The 17,520-nt window shown below is 63.5% G+C and carries 19 protein-coding genes; 13 read left to right on the top strand and 6 right to left on the bottom strand.

What is annotated here, in order from left to right:
• The first annotated feature begins 18 nt into the window (after positions 1–18).
• The 6 genes from ADADO0_RS08495 to mtnK all read left to right on the top strand — a co-directional run bounded on the left by ADADO0_RS08495 (position 19) and on the right by mtnK (position 6,064).
• Entirely contained in the window at positions 19–999 is a 981-nt protein-coding gene (locus ADADO0_RS08495) for a TRAP transporter substrate-binding protein (protein ID WP_511304686.1), read from the top strand.
• Positions 996–1,196, top strand: coding sequence for a hypothetical protein (locus tag ADADO0_RS08490; RefSeq protein ID WP_511304685.1), 201 nt, complete (start codon positions 996–998; stop codon positions 1,194–1,196). The genes ADADO0_RS08495 and ADADO0_RS08490 overlap by 4 nt, the downstream gene beginning before the upstream one ends.
• Entirely contained in the window at positions 1,178–1,567 is a 390-nt protein-coding gene (locus tag ADADO0_RS08485) for a TRAP transporter small permease (protein WP_511304684.1), read from the top strand. Before ADADO0_RS08490 ends, ADADO0_RS08485 begins: the two co-directional genes overlap by 19 nt.
• A complete protein-coding gene (locus tag ADADO0_RS08480; protein ID WP_511304683.1) occupies positions 1,564–2,850 on the top strand; it encodes a TRAP transporter large permease in 1,287 nt (428 codons plus the stop codon). Before ADADO0_RS08485 ends, ADADO0_RS08480 begins: the two co-directional genes overlap by 4 nt.
• A complete protein-coding gene (locus tag ADADO0_RS08475) occupies positions 2,846–3,826 on the top strand; it encodes a 2-hydroxy-3-oxopropionate reductase (protein ID WP_511304797.1) in 981 nt (326 codons plus the stop codon). Before ADADO0_RS08480 ends, ADADO0_RS08475 begins: the two co-directional genes overlap by 5 nt.
• A 972-nt stretch (positions 3,827–4,798) precedes the next feature.
• Complete coding sequence (gene mtnK, locus ADADO0_RS08470) at positions 4,799–6,064, top strand: S-methyl-5-thioribose kinase (RefSeq protein WP_511304682.1); 1,266 nt, start codon at positions 4,799–4,801, stop codon at positions 6,062–6,064.
• A gap of 20 nt (positions 6,065–6,084) precedes the next feature.
• Here mtnK and ADADO0_RS08465 read toward each other — a convergent pair whose 3' ends face one another.
• Positions 6,085–6,573 (bottom strand): PRC-barrel domain-containing protein, encoded by a 489-nt coding sequence (locus tag ADADO0_RS08465; protein ID WP_511304681.1) that lies wholly within the window; start codon positions 6,571–6,573, stop codon positions 6,085–6,087.
• 114 nt (positions 6,574–6,687) lie between these two features.
• Between ADADO0_RS08465 and ADADO0_RS08460 the strand changes: the two genes are divergently transcribed.
• The 4 genes from ADADO0_RS08460 to ADADO0_RS08445 all read left to right on the top strand — a co-directional run bounded on the left by ADADO0_RS08460 (position 6,688) and on the right by ADADO0_RS08445 (position 10,956).
• On the top strand, positions 6,688–7,371 hold the full coding sequence (locus ADADO0_RS08460) for a cytochrome b/b6 domain-containing protein (RefSeq protein WP_511304680.1): 684 nt from the start codon (positions 6,688–6,690) through the stop codon (positions 7,369–7,371).
• A gap of 9 nt (positions 7,372–7,380) precedes the next feature.
• Entirely contained in the window at positions 7,381–8,169 is a 789-nt protein-coding gene (locus tag ADADO0_RS08455) for a molybdopterin-dependent oxidoreductase (RefSeq protein WP_511304679.1), read from the top strand.
• Positions 8,170–8,250: 81 nt separating this feature from the next.
• Positions 8,251–10,239: a hypothetical protein gene (locus ADADO0_RS08450; RefSeq protein WP_511304678.1), complete on the top strand. Its 1,989-nt coding sequence runs from the start codon at positions 8,251–8,253 to the stop codon at positions 10,237–10,239.
• Positions 10,240–10,257: 18 nt separating this feature from the next.
• Positions 10,258–10,956: a 5'-methylthioadenosine/S-adenosylhomocysteine nucleosidase gene (locus ADADO0_RS08445; protein ID WP_511304796.1), complete on the top strand. Its 699-nt coding sequence runs from the start codon at positions 10,258–10,260 to the stop codon at positions 10,954–10,956.
• Here the strand turns inward: ADADO0_RS08445 and ADADO0_RS08440 are convergent.
• The 5 genes from ADADO0_RS08440 to ADADO0_RS08420 are packed head-to-tail and all read right to left on the bottom strand — an operon-like array spanning position 10,927 to position 15,007.
• A complete protein-coding gene (locus tag ADADO0_RS08440) occupies positions 10,927–11,295 on the bottom strand; it encodes a DMT family transporter (RefSeq protein WP_511304677.1) in 369 nt (122 codons plus the stop codon). The genes ADADO0_RS08445 and ADADO0_RS08440 overlap by 30 nt on opposite strands.
• Complete coding sequence (locus ADADO0_RS08435; RefSeq protein ID WP_511304676.1) at positions 11,295–12,383, bottom strand: NAD-dependent epimerase/dehydratase family protein; 1,089 nt, start codon at positions 12,381–12,383, stop codon at positions 11,295–11,297. Before ADADO0_RS08435 ends, ADADO0_RS08440 begins: the two co-directional genes overlap by 1 nt.
• A gap of 31 nt (positions 12,384–12,414) precedes the next feature.
• Complete coding sequence (locus tag ADADO0_RS08430; protein ID WP_511304675.1) at positions 12,415–13,140, bottom strand: glycosyltransferase family 2 protein; 726 nt, start codon at positions 13,138–13,140, stop codon at positions 12,415–12,417.
• Positions 13,137–13,865 carry a TIGR04282 family arsenosugar biosynthesis glycosyltransferase gene (locus ADADO0_RS08425; RefSeq protein WP_511304674.1) on the bottom strand — a complete coding sequence of 243 codons (729 nt, stop codon included), beginning with the start codon at positions 13,863–13,865 and terminating at the stop codon, positions 13,137–13,139. Before ADADO0_RS08425 ends, ADADO0_RS08430 begins: the two co-directional genes overlap by 4 nt.
• Before the next feature lie 29 nt (positions 13,866–13,894).
• Positions 13,895–15,007: a trans-sulfuration enzyme family protein gene (locus ADADO0_RS08420; protein ID WP_511304673.1), complete on the bottom strand. Its 1,113-nt coding sequence runs from the start codon at positions 15,005–15,007 to the stop codon at positions 13,895–13,897.
• Between the two features lie 379 nt (positions 15,008–15,386).
• On the opposite strand from ADADO0_RS08420, the gene ADADO0_RS08415 reads away from it, so the two are divergent.
• The 3 genes from ADADO0_RS08415 to ADADO0_RS08405 all read left to right on the top strand — a co-directional run bounded on the left by ADADO0_RS08415 (position 15,387) and on the right by ADADO0_RS08405 (position 17,450).
• Positions 15,387–15,941, top strand: a complete 555-nt coding sequence (locus tag ADADO0_RS08415) for a sigma-70 family RNA polymerase sigma factor (RefSeq protein ID WP_511304672.1) — start codon at positions 15,387–15,389, stop codon at positions 15,939–15,941.
• 11 nt (positions 15,942–15,952) lie between these two features.
• Positions 15,953–16,573 (top strand): NrsF family protein, encoded by a 621-nt coding sequence (locus ADADO0_RS08410; protein WP_511304671.1) that lies wholly within the window; start codon positions 15,953–15,955, stop codon positions 16,571–16,573.
• A gap of 238 nt (positions 16,574–16,811) precedes the next feature.
• Positions 16,812–17,450, top strand: a complete 639-nt coding sequence (locus ADADO0_RS08405) for a glutathione S-transferase family protein (RefSeq protein ID WP_511304670.1) — start codon at positions 16,812–16,814, stop codon at positions 17,448–17,450.
• Positions 17,451–17,520 lie beyond the last annotated feature (70 nt).

Below are 17,520 nucleotides of genomic sequence, written 5' to 3'. Positions count from 1 at the left end.
CCCGCAGGAGACCTCGCCATGAAATCCGTCTCGCACCCTCGCTTCCTCATCGCGGCCGCCCTCGCTTTGTCGGCGCTCGCCACCCCCGCCGCCGCGCAGAAGGACATGCGCATCTCCATCGCCCTGCCTCAGACTTCCCAGCTCGGAGCCGGCATCGATGCCTTCGCCAAGGCGGTGAACGAGAAGAGCGGGGGCAAATACAAGATCCTCACCTTCTATTCCGGCGCCCTGGGCAACGAGCGCGAGCAGATCGAGGCGGTGCAACTCGGCACCCACGAACTGGCCTTCGCCACCACGGCGGCGCTGCCCAGCTTCGTGCCGGAGACGAAGATTCTCGACATCCCCTTCCTGTTCCGCGACTACGCCCACGCCCGCGCGGTGCTGGATGGACCCATCGGCGACAAGCTGCTCCAGGACTTTCCGAAGAAGGGCATGGTGGCGCTCGTCTGGGGCGAGAACGGCTTCCGAAACATCACCTCAAACAAGCCCGTGAAGGAGCCGGCGGACCTGAAGGGGTTGAAGCTGCGGACGCAGGAGAACCCCATCCACATCGCCGCCTTCCGGGCGCTTGGTGCCGCGCCCACCCCCATGCCCATCACCGAGGTGTTCACCGCCCTCCAGCAGGGCACCGTGGATGGCCAGGAAAACCCGCTCTCCATCATCATCTCCAACAAGTTCGACCAGGTTCAAAAGTATCTCTCCATCAGCCGCCACGCTTATTCCGCCGCCGTCATCATCATGAACAAGGCGACCTTCGACGCCTTGCCCAAGGCGGACCAGGCCATGTTCATCGAGGCCGCCAAAGAGGCGGTGAAGGCGAACCGGGCACGGGTGGACGAGGACGAGACCTCCGGCATCGCCACCCTCAAGCAGCGCGGCATGACCGTCATCGAACCGGTCGACACGGCCGCGTTCCAGAAGGCGCTGGCGCCCACCTTCGCGGAGTTCGGCAAGCAGTTCGGTGCCAGCGCCATCCAGCAGATCCAGGAGGTGAAATGAACAACGGAGCCATGGATGTGCCGGCCTTGACGGCCGAGGCGCAGAATCGCTCTCTCCTGCGCCGCCTTGACCGGACGGTGCTCGCGGTCAACCGCGCGCTCATGATCATCGCGCTCGCCCTCATGGCGGTGCTGATCTTCGCCAACGTGCTGCTGCGCTATATCGCCATGACGGCCTCGTGTGGGCCGAGGAAGTGAGCCGCTACCTGATGCTGTGGATGACTTTCCTCGGCATCGGCCCGGTGCTGCGGCTCGGCGGCCACATGGCAGTGGACACGCTCCAGCAGAAGGTTCCGCCCGCGGCGGCGCGGATTGTGCGGATAACCATCGTTGTGTTGCTGGCCGCCTTCATCGCCTATTTTATCCATCTGGGCGTGGTCTATGCGGGGCGCACCTGGGTGCAGTCCACGGCCATCACGGAGATCCCCTTCAGCTTCGTCGCCGGCGCAGTGCCGGTGGGCTTCGCGCTGGCGCTCTGGCACCTCTGCGCGGTGGCCGGAGGCTTCATAACGGAGGCGCGCCTTGAGACCTCCGCCGACCTCGATCCTGAACAGGCGGCCTCCCTATGATTGCCGGCGTGCTCTTCGGCGGGCTCACCGCCCTCATCATCCTTGGCATGCCCATCGCCTTCGCGCTCGGCATGTCCACGCTGCTGGCGGTGCTCGCCCAGGGGCTGCCGCCGGTTGCGGTGGCGCAGAAGCTGCTGGCGGGGGCGGACAGCTTCCCCCTCATGGCCATCCCCTTCTTTCTCCTGGCCGCCGAGCTGATGACCAGCGGCGCCCTGGCGGAAGTTCTGCTGCGTTTCGCCGCCATGCTGGTGGGTCATAAGCGCGGCGGGCTCGGCTACACCAACATCCTCACCATCACCTTCTTCTCCGGTATCAGCGGCTCGGCGCTGGCGGATGCGGCCGGGCCTGGCGCCATCCTTATCCGCATGATGCGCCAGTCCGGCTACCCGGCCGCCTATGCGGCGGCGCTCACCGCCACCGCTTCCGTGGTCGGGCCCATCATCCCGCCCTCTATCATCATGATCATCTATGCACTGCAAGATGAGAGTGTCTCTATCCTCAACCTGTTCCTGGCGGGGATCATTCCGGGCCTGATGATCTCCGGCTCGCTGGTGCTCTATAATTTCTGGGCAAGCCGGCGCCGCCATTTCCGGGCCGAGGGCTCGGCGCCCACGCTCCAGACCATCCTCCATCAGGGATGGCGGGCGCTGCCGGCATTGCTGCTGCCGGCGCTCATCGTCGGCGGCGTGCATGGCGGGGTCTTCACCCCCACGGAGGCGTCCGTGGCGGCGGTGTTCTACGCGCTCGCCTGCGGCTTCCTCATCTACCGGACGCTCACTCTCGCCATGCTGCCGGCGATCCTGGCGCGGGCGGCCTTCCTCTCGGCGGCGGTGCTGCTCATCGTCGCCATGTCCTCGGCCTTCGCCTGGGTGCTGACCGTGGTGCAGGTGCCCCAGATGCTCTCGCAATGGATCGGCGGGCTCGGCCTGCCGCCGCTGGGGTTCCTGCTGGTCATCAACATCTTTCTGCTGTTGTTCGGCATCTTCATCGAGCCTTTGCCGGCGGTGATGGTGCTGGCGCCCATCCTCGCCCCCATGGCGGCTTCGCTTGGCATCGACCCGACGCACTTCGCCATCATCGTGATCGTCAACCTCACCATCGGCATGATCACGCCGCCGGTGGGCGGGCTGCTGTTCATCACCGCGTTGGTGGCCAAGGTCTCCATGTCCGAGCTGAATCGCGAGCTATGGCCCATGCTGGCGCTCCAGATCGTGGTGCTGGCGCTGATCACGCTCGTCCCGGCCTTCAGCCTCGGCCTGCCGGCACTATTGGGCAGTCATTGATCAGACCGCCGGCAGCCCCGGCGGTGGCGGATTCCGGCGCCGCTGGCGGTTCGTCGGAAATACCTTCCAAGGACAAGCGAGAACGAACATGAAAGTTGGATTTGTCGGCCTCGGGATCATGGGTGCTCCGATGGCGGGTCACCTCGCCGCCGCCGGACATGCGCTCCACGCCCATTCACGCAGTGGCGTGCCTCAGCCCCTGAAGGAGGCCGGGGTGATCGCCTGCGCCAGCGCGGAGGAGGTCGCGCGCAGTGCCGACGTCATCTTTATCATGGTTCCGGATACGCCGGATGTCGCCCGGGTACTGTTCGGAGAGGGCGGCATCGCCGCCGGCCTTTCGGCGGGCAAGATCGTCGTCGACATGAGTTCGATCGCCCCCGTCGAGACGAAGGATTTTGCATCGAAGATCAATGCTATCGGCTGCGATTATCTCGATGCCCCGGTGTCCGGAGGTGAAGTCGGCGCCAAGGGAGCCTCACTCACCATCATGGTCGGTGGACCGGAGGAAGCGTTCGAGAAGGTGAGGCCCCTCTTCGAACTCATGGGCAAGAACATCACGTTGGTCGGTGGAAATGGCGACGGGCAGACAACCAAGATCGCCAATCAGATCATCGTCGCGCTGACCATCCAAGCCGTGGGCGAAGCGCTGCTTTTCGCCTCGAAAGCCGGTGCGGATCCGGCAAAGGTGCGCCAGGCTCTGATGGGTGGCTTCGCCAATTCGCGCATCCTGGAGGTCCATGGCGAGCGTATGGTCAAGCGCACCTTCACCCCGGGATTCCGCATCGAGCTCCATCAGAAGGATCTCAACCTCGCCCTTGCCGGAGCCCGCCAACTGCAGATGACGCTGCCGGCCACAGCAATCGCCCAGCAGTTGTTCAGCGCGTGCTCAGCTCATGGCGGCGCGGCTTGGGATCATTCGGCACTGGTGCGGGCATTAGAGCTTATGGCCAACCATAAGGTCGCACCGGAAATGTAGGTTCCCCGGCCTCATTGCGGAATGCGCAGCAACGTTGAACCGCAGCGGGTTTTCCGGAAGCCATTTCGTTTGAGTTACGCCGCCATGGCCCCGAATGCGCCTGGTCCATCTGCTTCCTGCTCGAACGTGGAGAAGAGCGCTTCAGCGCGCTCGCCTCCGGGCCGGACCCAGCTCGACACATCAAGGCCAAAACAGTCGACGATCTGATGGATCACACGTGAGGCGTATCCTTGCGCGTTTCGGCTTTGCTCGGTTGCGGAGCGATCGTCGCGTTCGCAGCCATCGCTCGTCTGGCAACGTAATTTTACTGCAGCAATCGGCGGACGGGCTACAACTCGGATGGACGGTTCGCCCTACGCAGAGAGCCGCTACCCAGGCTGCGGCGAATATCTGCATCTACAATGACGGATACTGGATCAAAGTCATAAGGGAGGACCAACCAACACGCCGTTCGATTATCCATCCATTTTCATCCAAATACGGTTGCTGACTGTATCCCCAGCGGCGCAGTGAAATTTCCAACTTGGTCGCGGTACTAGAATTTGGGTGCGGTTGCTGGCTGCGAAATCATGGCTCCCCGGCGGAGACGTAGTTGTCAGTTTCATCAACGCTGGGGCGCCCGGAACGATTCGAACTATCTCGAAGTCGTGAGAATTTCAGAGTGACTATGTCCGCTTTCGGGCGCCGCCGCTTTCAGCCTGAATGACCGAAACGGCGGCGCGAAGCGGCCGTTCGAAACGCCGTGCCGGGAGGGCCGCTTTGGGTCAGCGCAGGCGGTGGCGCCTGCTTAAGCCGCCAGAAGCGCGAGACTTTCGAGACTAAGAAACGAGACGCTTAAGCCATTGCGATTGCTGAACGTCGCAAGCGTCTCAAAACTTTTGAGTTATGCTACCTTCACGAACCCGTGTGAAGTGTAACAAACTCGCCCCGTCCTCCGTATCCCTCCTTAGCGAGCAATGATCGGGAGGCTGCATGCTGGCGAGAAATGCTTACGAAGCGCTGTGCAGCGAGACGCTGCACACGCGGCTGGCAAATCTTCCGCAAATGGTCGAACGCCTTGGCGCGTCCACGGGCTGGCGCGTGCACGAGGTCGGAGATGGCAATCTCAATCTAGTCTTCATCGTCAAGGGCGCCGGTGGCTCGGTGGTCGTCAAGCAGGCGCTGCCGTATTGCCGCGTGGTGGGCGAAAGCTGGCCGATGTCATTGCAGCGCGCCTATTTCGAGCACCATGCCTCGGTACGCCTTGGCGCCCGAGATCCCGGCCGATTGCCGGAACGGTATTTTTTCGATGAGACCCAGGCGCTCCAAATCATGGAGTACCTTTCCCCCCACATCATCCTGCGCAAGAGCCTGATTGCAGGCACGGTGCTGCCGGGGCTAGGTGGGCATCTCGGGCGCTATCTGGGCCGCACGTTGTTCCGCGGCTCGGATTTGGCCATGGACGCAGCACGGCGCAAGGCCGATGTCGCGCTGTTTTCCGGCAACGTGGAGCTGTGCGGAATAACCGAAGATCTGGTGTTCACCGATCCGTTCTGGGCTTGCCCGCGCAACCGCCATACGGCGGGACTCGATGCAGAAGTCGGGAACATCCGCGCCGATCGCGACCTGAAGCTCTCGGCGCTGGCGCTGAAGGCAAGGTTCTGCACGGCGGCGCAGACGCTGCTGCACGGCGACATGCACACCGGCTCGGTGATGGTCTCTGATGTGGACACACGGGTCATCGACGCCGAATTCGCGACTTATGGCCCATTTGGCTTCGATATCGGGGCGCTGCTAGGCAACCTCTGGATGGCATATTTCGCCCAGGCCGGCCACCGCGCCGATGCTGCCGAAGCCGATGCCTATCGTGCATGGATACTGACTTTGGCCGAGGACATCTGGAGCACGTTCGCCGCAGAATTCTCGCAGCTTTGGCACCAGGAGCGCACCGGCATCCTAGGCGGGCGAGAATTGTTGGAGGATCAAGGCGATGGGGTCGGGGCGGCGCTGGCGCTGCAGGGCTTGCTCGGCGAGATATGGCGGGACACCATTGGATTTGCGGGCATCGAAATGCTCCGCCGCATCCTCGGCCTCGCCCACATCCCGGAATTCGAGACCATTACCGACGAGGTCGTGCGAGCCGCTTGCGAGCGTAAGGCGCTCGTGGCCGGCCGTGAAATGGCAGTCCACGCGGCCTCGTTCCAGACTCCTGGCCAGGTGACCGCCTTCATTGCCGGCATCGAGGGGCGCGGGGTATGACGCCCCGCATGGGTGCGCCCTCAGCGCCGGGTGATGGCGATCTTGATGGTCGTATCCGGCGGGATCACCGTGTCGCCGCTTCCGCTTCCGGTCGCGAGACGAGGCAGGTCTTCGCGCGGGATGTCCAGAAGGGCGATCTGGCGCGCGAGAATGGCGACGGCCTCGATGGGAACCGGCACCGGACGGCCACCATAGCCGAACCAGCCGCCATAGCTGGTCATCAGCAGGATCTTGCCCTGGGGCGTGCGCACCACCTTCTCCACATGGCCGAGGGTGCGGTCGTTGAGATCCAGCAGCGGCAGGCCCAACAGATCGCCGACGCGGACGTTCTGCGGAAAGCGCCCGTTCATGCGCTCCTCGGGGGTGAGATTGTCCGGCGCCGGTACTTCCGCCTGACTATGCGCGCCGCCCTCCGCGCGACGCGGCCCGGCCTCCTGGGCGCTGGCCGGAGCATGGATCGTCGCCAGCAGAGCGAGAGCTATCAGAACGGCCGGGTTGGTGGGGCGCATGGAAGGCTCCTCTGGCGAGGCTTATGGCCTCATCAAGGCGATAGAAGTGGCAATATTAAATAGTAAGTCAAGTAAATGTAGAGAAATATATTACATAAATCAGGATATTATCCGATGAGCCTCATAAATGAAGAAAAATCGGCTCGACTTACGCCAAAAATGCACCCGATTGCTATTCGAATCATGCATTGGACCAATGCCGTCGCGATGATCATCATGATCATGAGCGGATGGAAGATCTACAATGATGAAGTGATATTCGGATTATTGCTTTTTCCCGAGGAGATCGTTCTGGGTCGATGGGCGCAGAACGGGCTGCAATGGCACTTCTTCGGCATGTGGATCCTTATGCTGAACGGCTTGGCCTATTTGGCTTATGGGCTCATCTCGGGGCGGTTCGGCCGCATGCTGCTTCCCATCCGACCGAGGGAGGTAATCCGCGAAGCGATCGCAGCGCTTAAATTCAGGCTCAAGCACACCGATCTCACTCATTACAATGCGGTGCAAAAGACGCTCTATGTCGGCATCATATGGGTCATAATCGTTCAGGTGATATCGGGCCTCGCCATCTGGAAACCCGTCCAGTTCTCCTTTCTCATAAACCTATTCTATAATTTTCAGGGTGCGCGCCTCGCACACTTCATCGGGATGGCGGCGATCGTCCTGTTCCTGCTGGTCCACGTTTCGCTGGCACTGCTGGTTCCGAAGACCATTCTCGCCATGTTCACCGGCGGCCCACGCGTCGGTACCAGTCATGTCCGCACGGCTGATGCCCCTCCCCCTGCCTCGAACCTGTAAGGGGGCATCATGCCGTTCCGCCCGCGTTCCTCGATCTTCCGGCCGCTGCGTGGCCTTGACCAGAGTGTGCTCACCGAGCACCGCAAGCTGGTCGATGATATCGACCGCCGAAAGCTGCTTCGCGGCACGCTCAGCCTGGGGGCGCTGTCCTTCCTGGCCGGCTGTGACGTGAAGGATATCGATGCCGTGCAGAAGGTGCTGCTGAAGGTTTCTGACTTCAACGACGGGGTTCAGGCCCTGCTGTTCGACCCCAACAAGCTTGCCCCCACCTATTCTCCCTCGCAGGTGGTCAAACCGCCGCGCTTCAACGCGTACTACGAAATCGAGGACGTCAAGCCGGTGGATGCCGCCGACTGGAAGCTGGAACTCTCCGGCCTCATCCAGGACAAGCGGTCCTGGAGCCTGGAGCAGATATATGCGCTGCCCGAGCAGGAAGAGATCATCAAGCACATCTGCGTCGAGGGATGGGACTATATCGGCCAGTGGTCGGGCCCAAACCTCAAGCAGTTCCTGACGCGCATCGGTGCGGATTTGAATGCCAAGTATGTCGCTTTCCACGGGGCGGACGACTACATGGAAAGCATCGACATGGCGTCCGCACTCCACCCGCAGACCATCCTGGCGACCAAATATGCCGGCGAGCCGATCACCGACCCCTACGGCTTTCCGCTGCGTTTGCGCACGGCAGTGAAGCTTGGCTTCAAGAATCCCAAATGGATCCGGGCCATCGAGGTCACGAATACCTATACTCAGGGCTTCTGGGAAAAGCAGGGGTTCAACTGGTTCAGCGGCCTGTGAACGTCGCGCCAGTGAGCGACTTTCGGTGCGCTGTCATCGCGGCCGGCGGTCGGGCGTGCGCCAAAGAATAGCCGGAGCGCAATGGCCTCGATCCTCTCTGCCCTCTTCTGTGCGATTGCCGGGTTCCTTCTGTGGACCGGCGTCGGATGGCTCGTGGCCCGGCGCCTGGCGCTGAACCCCACGCTCGCGCTGCCGTGCGCGCCGGCCCTCGGCTGGGCCGTACAGAATGTCCTCGCCCTCGCCCTGTCGCTAGGCGCCGGCTTTTCATGGTTGACAATCATCGGCGGCTCCGTGCTGGCGGGCATGGCCGCCGTCCTGACTGGCGGATCTCGCGACGTGGAAATGAGGGGTGGCGCCACGCTCGCGCCCTGGATCTATCTGGCCGCGGCTCTGCTGGCGCTGGCCCCCGCTGCGGCGGTCCTGCCGAAGTTCACCGCCGACGGCGTGGTGCTGGCGGCGCCGATCTTCGACCACGCCAAGGTCGCCCTGATCGATGAAATCATGCGGGGCGGCGTCCCCCCGGGCAATCCGGTGTTCGGCGCCGGCGGTGCTCGGGGAGAGGTCGCCTATTATTATCTCTGGCATTTCGGTGCGGCGCAGCTCGGCCTCCTGACGGGTTCAAGCGGTTGGGAAGCGGATATCGCATCGAGCTGGTTCAGCGCGTTTGCCTCGCTCTGCCTGATGGCCGGCCTCGCGCTCAATTTCGGCGGACGTGCCATCGCGCCCGTGCTCGTTCTGGCCGCTTGCTGCACGGGCTCGGTCAGGCCGGCTCTCACGATGCTTTTCGGCGCCGACCGCGTCGACCGCTTGCTGGAGCCTTCCAGCGGTTTGGCTGGCTGGCTGTTCCAGATCACTTGGAGCCCCCACCATGTGCAAGCGGCAGGCTGTGCTGTGCTGGCGTGCCTGCTGATCGCCAGACTGGCGACGCGACCAACGCCATTCCGTGCGCTTGTCCTTGCCCTTGTGGTGGCGGCCGGCTTCGGCAGTTCCATATGGGTGGGCGGCATTGTTTTCGCCGTAGCCGGCAGCGCGGTGACGCTCACCATGCTCGGCTCGTTGCCCTCGAACCGGCGACTGCCGTTTCTTGCCGCGTGCCTTGCGGCCGCCGTCGGCGCGGCAGCGGTTTCAGCCCCGTTGCTTTCCGCACAGGCCCACGCCGCACTCGCGCGGGGCGCGGGGGCACCAATCCTCGTCGATCCGTTCCATGTCTTGGGACCGGCCTTTCCTGACGCGGTCCGCCGTCTGTTGGACCTTCCCGCTTACTGGGTGGTTCTGTTGGCAGTGGAGTTGCCGGTCATTTTCGGGATCGGCGCCATGACGCTTGCGCGCTGCGCCCTTTCCCAAAGTGCCGACCGGGAGCGCACCCGCGATGCCTTGGCGCTGGGAACTCTCGCACTGGTCAGCCTCGCATGCGGTTGGCTGCTGGTGAGTACCGCCGGCGAAAACAACGACCTCGGATGGCGCGCCGTACTGCCTGCCATAATTGTCCTTACGGCTTCGGCGGCGGCGGGCATCTCGCGCTGGATGGCGCAGCGGGCCGTCTGGCGCGGCGCGGTGGTTGTCGCTGTCGTGGCTGCCGCCCTTCCGGATGGTGCCAAGATCATCACCGGCAATATCACCGGCCAGCCGGCTGCGTCCTCTGCAGCCTTCAAGCGGGCGCCTTCCGTGTGGCAGGCCGTGCGCCGGCACACACCGCCATACGCCCGCGTCGCCAGCAATCCGCTCCTGTTCCAGGACCTGACCCCTTGGCCGGTCAATATATCCTGGGCGCTGCTGGCGCACCGCCGGTCCTGCTTTGCCGGCAACGAGATGGCCCTTGCCTTCGCGCCTCTAACCAATGCCCAGCGCGAGGAGATGTCCGACCGCTTCATCCGCGTGTTCGCGGGCAATGGATCGCCGCAGGATGTGGACATGCTCGCCGGTGACTACGGATGCCGGGTCGTGCTGGTCACATCCCAGGATGGCGCATGGAACAGCGATCCGTTCGCCGGCACCGAGGCTTACCGGCTTATGGAAACCGAACCCGGCCAATGGCGGATCTATACTGCCACCGGCTCGGCGCCGCACTGAGGAGCGCGAATGAACAGCATTGCCCGCCACGTCGCCGCCATCGGGACACTCAAGGTGCTGTATGTGATGGCGACCCCGCACGAATACGGCCCGCACCTGCGGGCTCGCATGGACCCGCTCATCACCGGCGTGGGGCCGGTGGAGGCGGCGGCCGCGACGGCGCATGCGCTCTCGGTGCTGGCCTTCGGCGGGCGGCTTCCAGATCTCGTCTTCGCGATCGGCTCCGCCGGCTCGCGGCGTCTCGATCACGCGGAAATCTACCAGATGGCGCGCGTCGGATATCGCGACATGGACGCGTCCGCGTTGGGCTTTGAAAAGGGCGTGACACCGTTCGCCGATCACCCGGCGACCATCGAGATTCCCCATCGCATTGCCGGCCTTCCGGCGGCCTCCCTTTCCACCGGCGGCTCGATCATTTCAGGCCCCGCCTATGAGGCGATCGAGGCCGACATGGTCGATATGGAGAGTTTTGCCGTCCTGCGGGCGGCAGAGCGTTTCGGGGTTCCCACAATCGGCTTGCGCGGCATCAGCGATGGACGCTCGGCGGTCTCCCGCCTGGAGGATTGGACAGAATATCTGGCGCTGATAGACGAGCGGCTCGCTATTGCGGTCGGAATGTTTGAGGCCCAAGTGCTGCGGGGAGAATTTGCGCTGCCGCGCCGACCGGAGGCGCAGGGACGAATTCCATCAGCTACCGGCGATCAGAACCACGCCTGACACCACCAGTGCCGTTCCGGCTATGCGCTGGAGCGTCTGCGGCTCGCCGAGCAACTGCCAAGATGCCAGCGAGACCAGGGCAAAGCCTAGCCCGAGGAAGGGGTATGCGAACGACACTTCTGCCCGACTGAGGACGGTGATCCAGACGATGACGCTGAGGGCATAGCAGGCCAACCCGCCGATGATCCCGGGCCGCAAAAGCACGTCGACCAGCACTCGTGGGGTCCAGCCCTCACCGAAACCCAGCCCCGAGCGCGCGCCCCATCGCAGCAGGATCTGCGCCAGGGCATTCGTGGCAACGCTGAACAGGATCATGCAGATCAGGACGGCGCGGCTCATCAGGCTTGCCGCTTCAGGGGTGCAACAGATCCGGCATCGGGCCCGTCATCCACGTCTGCGGCATGGGCCAGTTCCGCCATGCCGTCCTCGAATTCCACCTCGGGTAGCCAGCCCAGTTCGGCCCGAAGCCGGGAGGAATCCGCCGTGATGTGCCGGACGTCGCCGAGCCTGTACTGGCCGGTGACCACGGGCAGGGGCCCCTTGAGGGCGCGCGCCAGCGCCTCTGCCATCTCTCCGACCGTGCGCGGGGTGCCGGACCCCACGTTGAAGGCCGTTATACCCGCCCTATATGCTTCGCAGGCCATGACAGTGGCTGAGGCGACATCGCGCACATGAACGAAATCCCGCCGTTGCCTGCCGTCCTCGAACACACTCGGCGCCTGACCCTTGCGCAACGCTGAGGTGAAGATCGATGCAACGCCGGCATATGGCGTGTCGCGCGGCATGCCGGGTCCATAGACGTTATGGTAGCGCATCATGGAGGCCGAACCGCTCGTTACGCGCGCCCAATTGGCGGCGTAGAATTCCTGCGCGACCTTGCTCGTGGCATAGGCGTTGCGCGGATCGAAAGGCGTTGTTTCGCTGACCAACTTGGTCCCAAGGTTAAGCCCGCAAATGGGGCATGGCGGCTCGAAGTTTCCCCCCGCCAATGCTGTTTCCAAGCGCGGGGCAGGGGTGACTTCACCGTGCGTGGGGCATTGCCCGACGCCTTCTCCATAGACCACCATCGAGCTGGCAAGGACCAGACGTGAGACTCCCGTGCGCGCCATGGCCGCCAGCAGCGTCGCGGTTCCCACATCGTTCGAGGAGGCGTAGTCGGGCAGGTCGCCAACATCGACGCCCAGCCCGACCTTTGCGGCCAGGTGGATGACCGCGTCGACGCCCCCCAGCGCAACATCAAACACCGTCGCATCCCGCACATCACCGACGTGCAGGCCGACGCTTCCTGGCGGGCACCATGCCTCGCTACTCCGGTGCACGTCCGCGCGCAACGAATCCAGGACGCGAACATCGTGTCCGCGCTCGATCAGACGCGCGAGGACGTGCCGGCCGATGAAGCCCGCGCCGCCGGTCAGAAGGACATGCATGCCCGCCTCCGAATGTGAAACATGACCGTCCTCAATTTGGGAGTTCCCGGCGCAGTGATCGCGCAAGGCGGATGAAGGTGCTGGTGATCTTCCAACTGGCCTGCAGTCCCGCGGCCAGATTTCCTGAGACCTTCGATTTACCGCCCCGGCGGCAGCGATGGTCGACTGGGATTTCAACGACGCGCAGGCCGGCGGCAGCCGCGCGCATCTGCATCTCCAGGTTCCAGCCGTAGGTCTTTTCGCTCATGTTAAGGGCGATGAGTCGGTCCACCCGCATGGCCCGGAGCGGGGACATATCGCTGAAACTGACACCATACGTCGTCTTGAGCAGGAGTCCCGCGAGCCACCCCGCGACCACCTGTTGAGGGGTTAAGCTTCCCCGCTCCCGATGCCCGCGCAGGCGCGATCCCATCACGAAGTCGGCGGTGCCGTCGGCGATTGGTCTGACGATCCGCTCAATGAATGCGGGGACATCGCTGCCATCGCCATCCATGAAACACACAATTTCAGTTTCGGGCGGTACGGCTGCAAGGCCCGCCGCGCAGGCCCGCCCATAGCCGCGCTGAGGCTCGCTGACGACCCGCGCTCCGGCGGCCTCGGCACGGGCAGCCGTAGCATCGGCAGAACCGTTGTCGACGACGATTACCTCAGCGACATTTTGTGCCCTGACTTCGCGAACTACGTCCGCGATCGGGTCTTCCTCATTGAGGCACGGGATGATGACCGCGACCGCGCAGCGTGCTGCCATCTGGGTCATACGGCGGCGATGGGACGGCGGCGGTGAAGGAATGTGCGCGTCTGCGCTGCATCCGGCGCGGGCACATCAGGGGCGGAGAACGCGGGCCGGGTCCCAGCAAGCTCGGCCTCCAGCATTCCATAGGATGCCGCATCGTCCACATCGTACCAGGGGTCAAGCACAACCACCGGAAGGTCGATCTCACGTGCCCGCTCAAGGGTCTGCCGGTAGACCGTTTCCGTGCTCCACGCGATGTCCTCGAACAGGCGCGGGTGCGGCCGGGAAAGGCCGACCAAGACGTAGCCCCCGTCGATGGCCGGGCTGAGCACCACATTGTCGCCGGCGCTCACCGCATCTACGGCCGCCTTCAATATGGAATGCGGCAGCGTCGGGCTGTCGGAATTCACCAGAATGGCCCCGGCATGCCCTTGCTCTAGCAGATCGAGGATGCCCTTGTTCAGGCGCACGCCGAGATCCCCGCCGCCCTGTAGGACGAGATTGAACCCATCAGGAAGCAGCGCGCGCAACTCGCTCTCCGACCCCGCCGGCGTATAGACCGCACAGCCCGCCGCATGTCCGGCTTCGGCCACGCCCGCGATGGTGCGCGAGATGTCCTGGATGAAGCATGAGGAAATGTCGGCGCACTCCTCGGGTCGCAGCGGCGGCGAAAGCCGGGTCTTTGACTTCCCGGGGCTCGGCGTCTTGCAGATGAGTCCAAGGGCGACGGGTTTGACGACGGGCTTCATGAGACACGTCCTGAAATGGGATTTCGGGGCTAGATCACTGTGTCCAGCGCGTGAGACAGATCGCGGTAGAGATCATCCGGGTCCTCCAGCCCCACCGAGAGGCGCAGCAGATCCGGCGGGCACGGCGAGCCGTCCCCCTCGATGGAGGAGCGGTGCTCGATGAGGCTCTCAATCCCACCGAACGATGTTGCGCGGCGCCAGAGGTTCACCCGCGCCGCGACGGCTATTGCGGCGTTTGGCCCCTTCTTCACCCGGATCGACAGCATGCCGCCGAAGCCTCCGGTCATCTGCTGCTCGGCGATCCGGCGGCCGGGATGGTCCTTCAGCCCGGGATAAAGCACCCCGGAAAGCGCGGGGTGGCCGACAAGAGTGTCGGCCAGTATGGCGGCACTCTTGCTCTGCTCCTTCACACGCAGATCGAGCGTGCGAAGCCCGCGCGTCAGCAGCCAGGCGTCGAACGACCCCAGCACCGCGCCGTGCTGGCCACGCGCCGCCTTGATGCGCGCCCACAACTCGGTGGGCCGTGCCGCCGCTAGCACGCCGGCAACTACGTCCGAATGCCCGTTCAGATATTTGGTCGCTGAGTGCATCACCATGTCAGTGCCGAGATCGAGCGGCTGACTGAGGACGGGCGTAGCGACGGTGGAATCCGCGCACACCGCGGCGCCTGCACGACGTGCGCAGTCGCAGACTGCTGCTATGTCGGTAATCGTCCACAGGGGGTTGCTGGGCGTCTCAATCCAGACGAGACCCGTCTTTCCCGGCAAGACTGCAGCCCGGACTGCGTCGATGTCCGACATCTCGACGAACGACAAGTCGTGACCGTAGCGATGAAGCTCTCGCAACCACACGCGAAGCCCCCAATACATCACCTTTGGCACCACGATGTGCGTCGGGTCGAGAGCCAGGAATACCGCCGTCGCGGCAGCCATGCCGGAACTGAACAGCAGCGCCTCGTGCGCATGCTCAAGCTCGGCAATCTGAGCTTCGGCGCATTTGACCGAGGCGTTATCGGTCCGTCCGTAAACACAGCCGGAACTGTAGGTGTTGTCGGCGTCGCGCAGATACGTGGTCGCGATATGGATGGGAGGTGTCAGGGCCGTCGAGTTCTGATCACCAGGGCCGAGCGCGCGCGTAGCCATAGTGCGGGCTTTCAAGGCATTGCTGGGCCTATCATCCATGCGGATCAACAATCCCATTGGCGGGTTGAAATAGTCACGTGGCGTGTCGGCATTCGGGCGTTTCACTCCTGGCGCGGTGACGCGTCGCTACCGTCACAAGTAGATACGCAGACGGACGCCGGTTCGTTACCTGGATCACGGCAGAGTGAAGTGACGTTACGTCGTCGCGCCCGCCGCTTGATCTGGCCTGTTGATTGGGCCGCCGGAATGCCATTGTGACCAGACGTGCGCGAAGCGGCTTCCTCAAGGGACGCGACTTCCGCGCGTACAAGACCGCCTGAAATTATCTTCTCCCTTTAGCCGTAACAAACTCACCTCGTGAACCGTATAAGGATTGTGTGTGGGTAATTCGCGCGAAGAGGAGTGGGCGACGTGGATGCGTTCAGCCCTAACCGGCGATCGCAACGCGTATCGAAAATTCCTTATCTCTGTGACGCCTTATCTTCGCGCCGTTGCCCATCGCGGGTGTGAGCGCAGCAGTATTTCGACTGGGGACGCCGAAGACATCGTCCAGGAAGTGCTTCTTCTAATTCATCTGAAACGCGACACGTGGGACACATCGCGCGCCATCGGCCCGTGGCTCGCGGCCATCGTGCGTAACAAGCTCGTCGACGTCCTGCGTCGCCGTGGGGGGCGGGTGGAAGTGCCGATTGAAGAGGTGATAGAGACGCTTGGCGCGGACGCCAGAACGGAGATCCACGTTGATCAAGACGTCGAGCGCCTTCTCGGCAAATTGAAGGAAAAGCAGCGCGACATCGTTCTCGCCATTTCCGTGGATGGATATACCGCTCGCGAGACAGCCAGCCGCCTCAACATGTCCGAGGGCACGGTTCGCGTGACGCTGCATCGAGCACTGAAGCAACTGGCAGCATTGTACCGGAGTGACGTGCGGTGAAAACGAGTAACTTGATCAATGTCCTGGCGGAAGATGCGGCGATGCACCGGACCCTCCGTCGCACTCTGGTGCTGGCAGTCGTTTGTGCCATAGCAAGTGCCGGAGCCATCTTCTTTTTGTTTTTGGGATTTCGCGCGAACGCTGCCGCCTCGCTGGAGTCGCCGCGGTTTCTGTTCAAGTTTGCATTCACCCTGTCGCTCGCCGTCGCGGGCATTGGTCTCGCCGCACGCGTCGCCCGCCCTGGGGGAGCGTCGGGCATCTGGGGATGGGGCTTGTTTGCCATAAGCGCGATGCTTTGCATCGCAGTCGCCGTGGAACTGACAACGACGCAGAGAAGTGCCTGGGTCACTCTGCTGATGGGTGGCAACGCGATCCACTGCCTGACATTGGTTCCCCTTATGGCGGCAGGACCGCTGGCCTGCCTCCTTCTCGCCTTGAGGCGGGGTGCGCCCGATCATCCCGGCCGAGCCGGAGCCATTGCAGGAATTGCCGCGAGCGGCATTGCCGCCGCCTTCTATGCCGCCAACTGCCCGGATGACAGCCCTCTGTTCGTGGCAACCTGGTATCCGCTCGCCATTTCCGCAGTAGCGGCGATAGGGTATTGCGTCGGTTCAACATTTCTCAGGTGGTAGCGCCGCCAAGGGCGCGACCGAGCGGGGGCTTTCCCAAGAGCGACTAGCTGCCGATGCCGGGACGTTGGCGCGTCGGCCCCCTCCCGCCCTCTAAGTCAAGCGGACCGCGGCTGGCGTTCGGCAGATGATTGCTGGTAAGTTTCAAGCTGGAGACGCCTATGAGGCGGCGGTTGAAAACCGCGCCCGTAATGAGTGTTCGAAGGCCCCGCCTTAGTGCATGGGCCGACGGGAGGGTTTGATGCTGAAATTTTATTATGCAAACGGTGCCTGTTCAATGGGCTCCCATATTGGGCTCGAAGAGACGGGCATTGCCTACGAGGCGCACCGCATCGCCCTCGACAAGAAAGAGAATTTCTCGCCCGACTATCTCACCATCAATCGCCGCGGCAAGGTGCCGGCGCTGGTCGTGGGCGACAGGGTGATTACCGAGAACGTGGCGATCCTGACCTACCTTGCACGGGTCTACCCCCGGTCGAGGCTCATGCCAGACGATCCGATCGATGCGGCGCACTGCATCGAGACTGTGGCGTGGCTCTCCAATGGCGTTCACCCGCATTGGACCCGCTACCGTCGCGCGGAGCGCTTCTCAGAAGATCCGGCCGCGCTTGGCTCCATTAAGGAGATGGGCCTGAAGACCTTCTGGAAGGCTCTCCAAGAGATTGACGGGATGCTGGAGGGGCGGACATGGATGGCCGGCGACAGCTACACAATATGCGACCCCTATGCGCTGGTTTTCCTCGGATGGGGCAAGGGCGGCGAACTGCCCATCGACACCCTGCCAAACGCATCGCGCTGGGTCAGGCAAATGCTGGAACGGCCCGCGGTCCGTCGCGTGCTGGAGAAGGAAGGCAACGCCCTTCTCCCGCTCGCGGCCTGAGCGCCGATGCCAAAGGTCGCAATAATGTTGTCATGGCCGGGCTAATCCCGGCCATTCACTACCCTCTCCG

Origin of the sequence: Aquabacter sp. (genome assembly GCF_965279295.1) — a bacterium.
Lineage (GTDB): Bacteria > Pseudomonadota > Alphaproteobacteria > Rhizobiales > Xanthobacteraceae > Aquabacter.
This window is presented reverse-complemented; position numbering and strand designations above follow the sequence as displayed.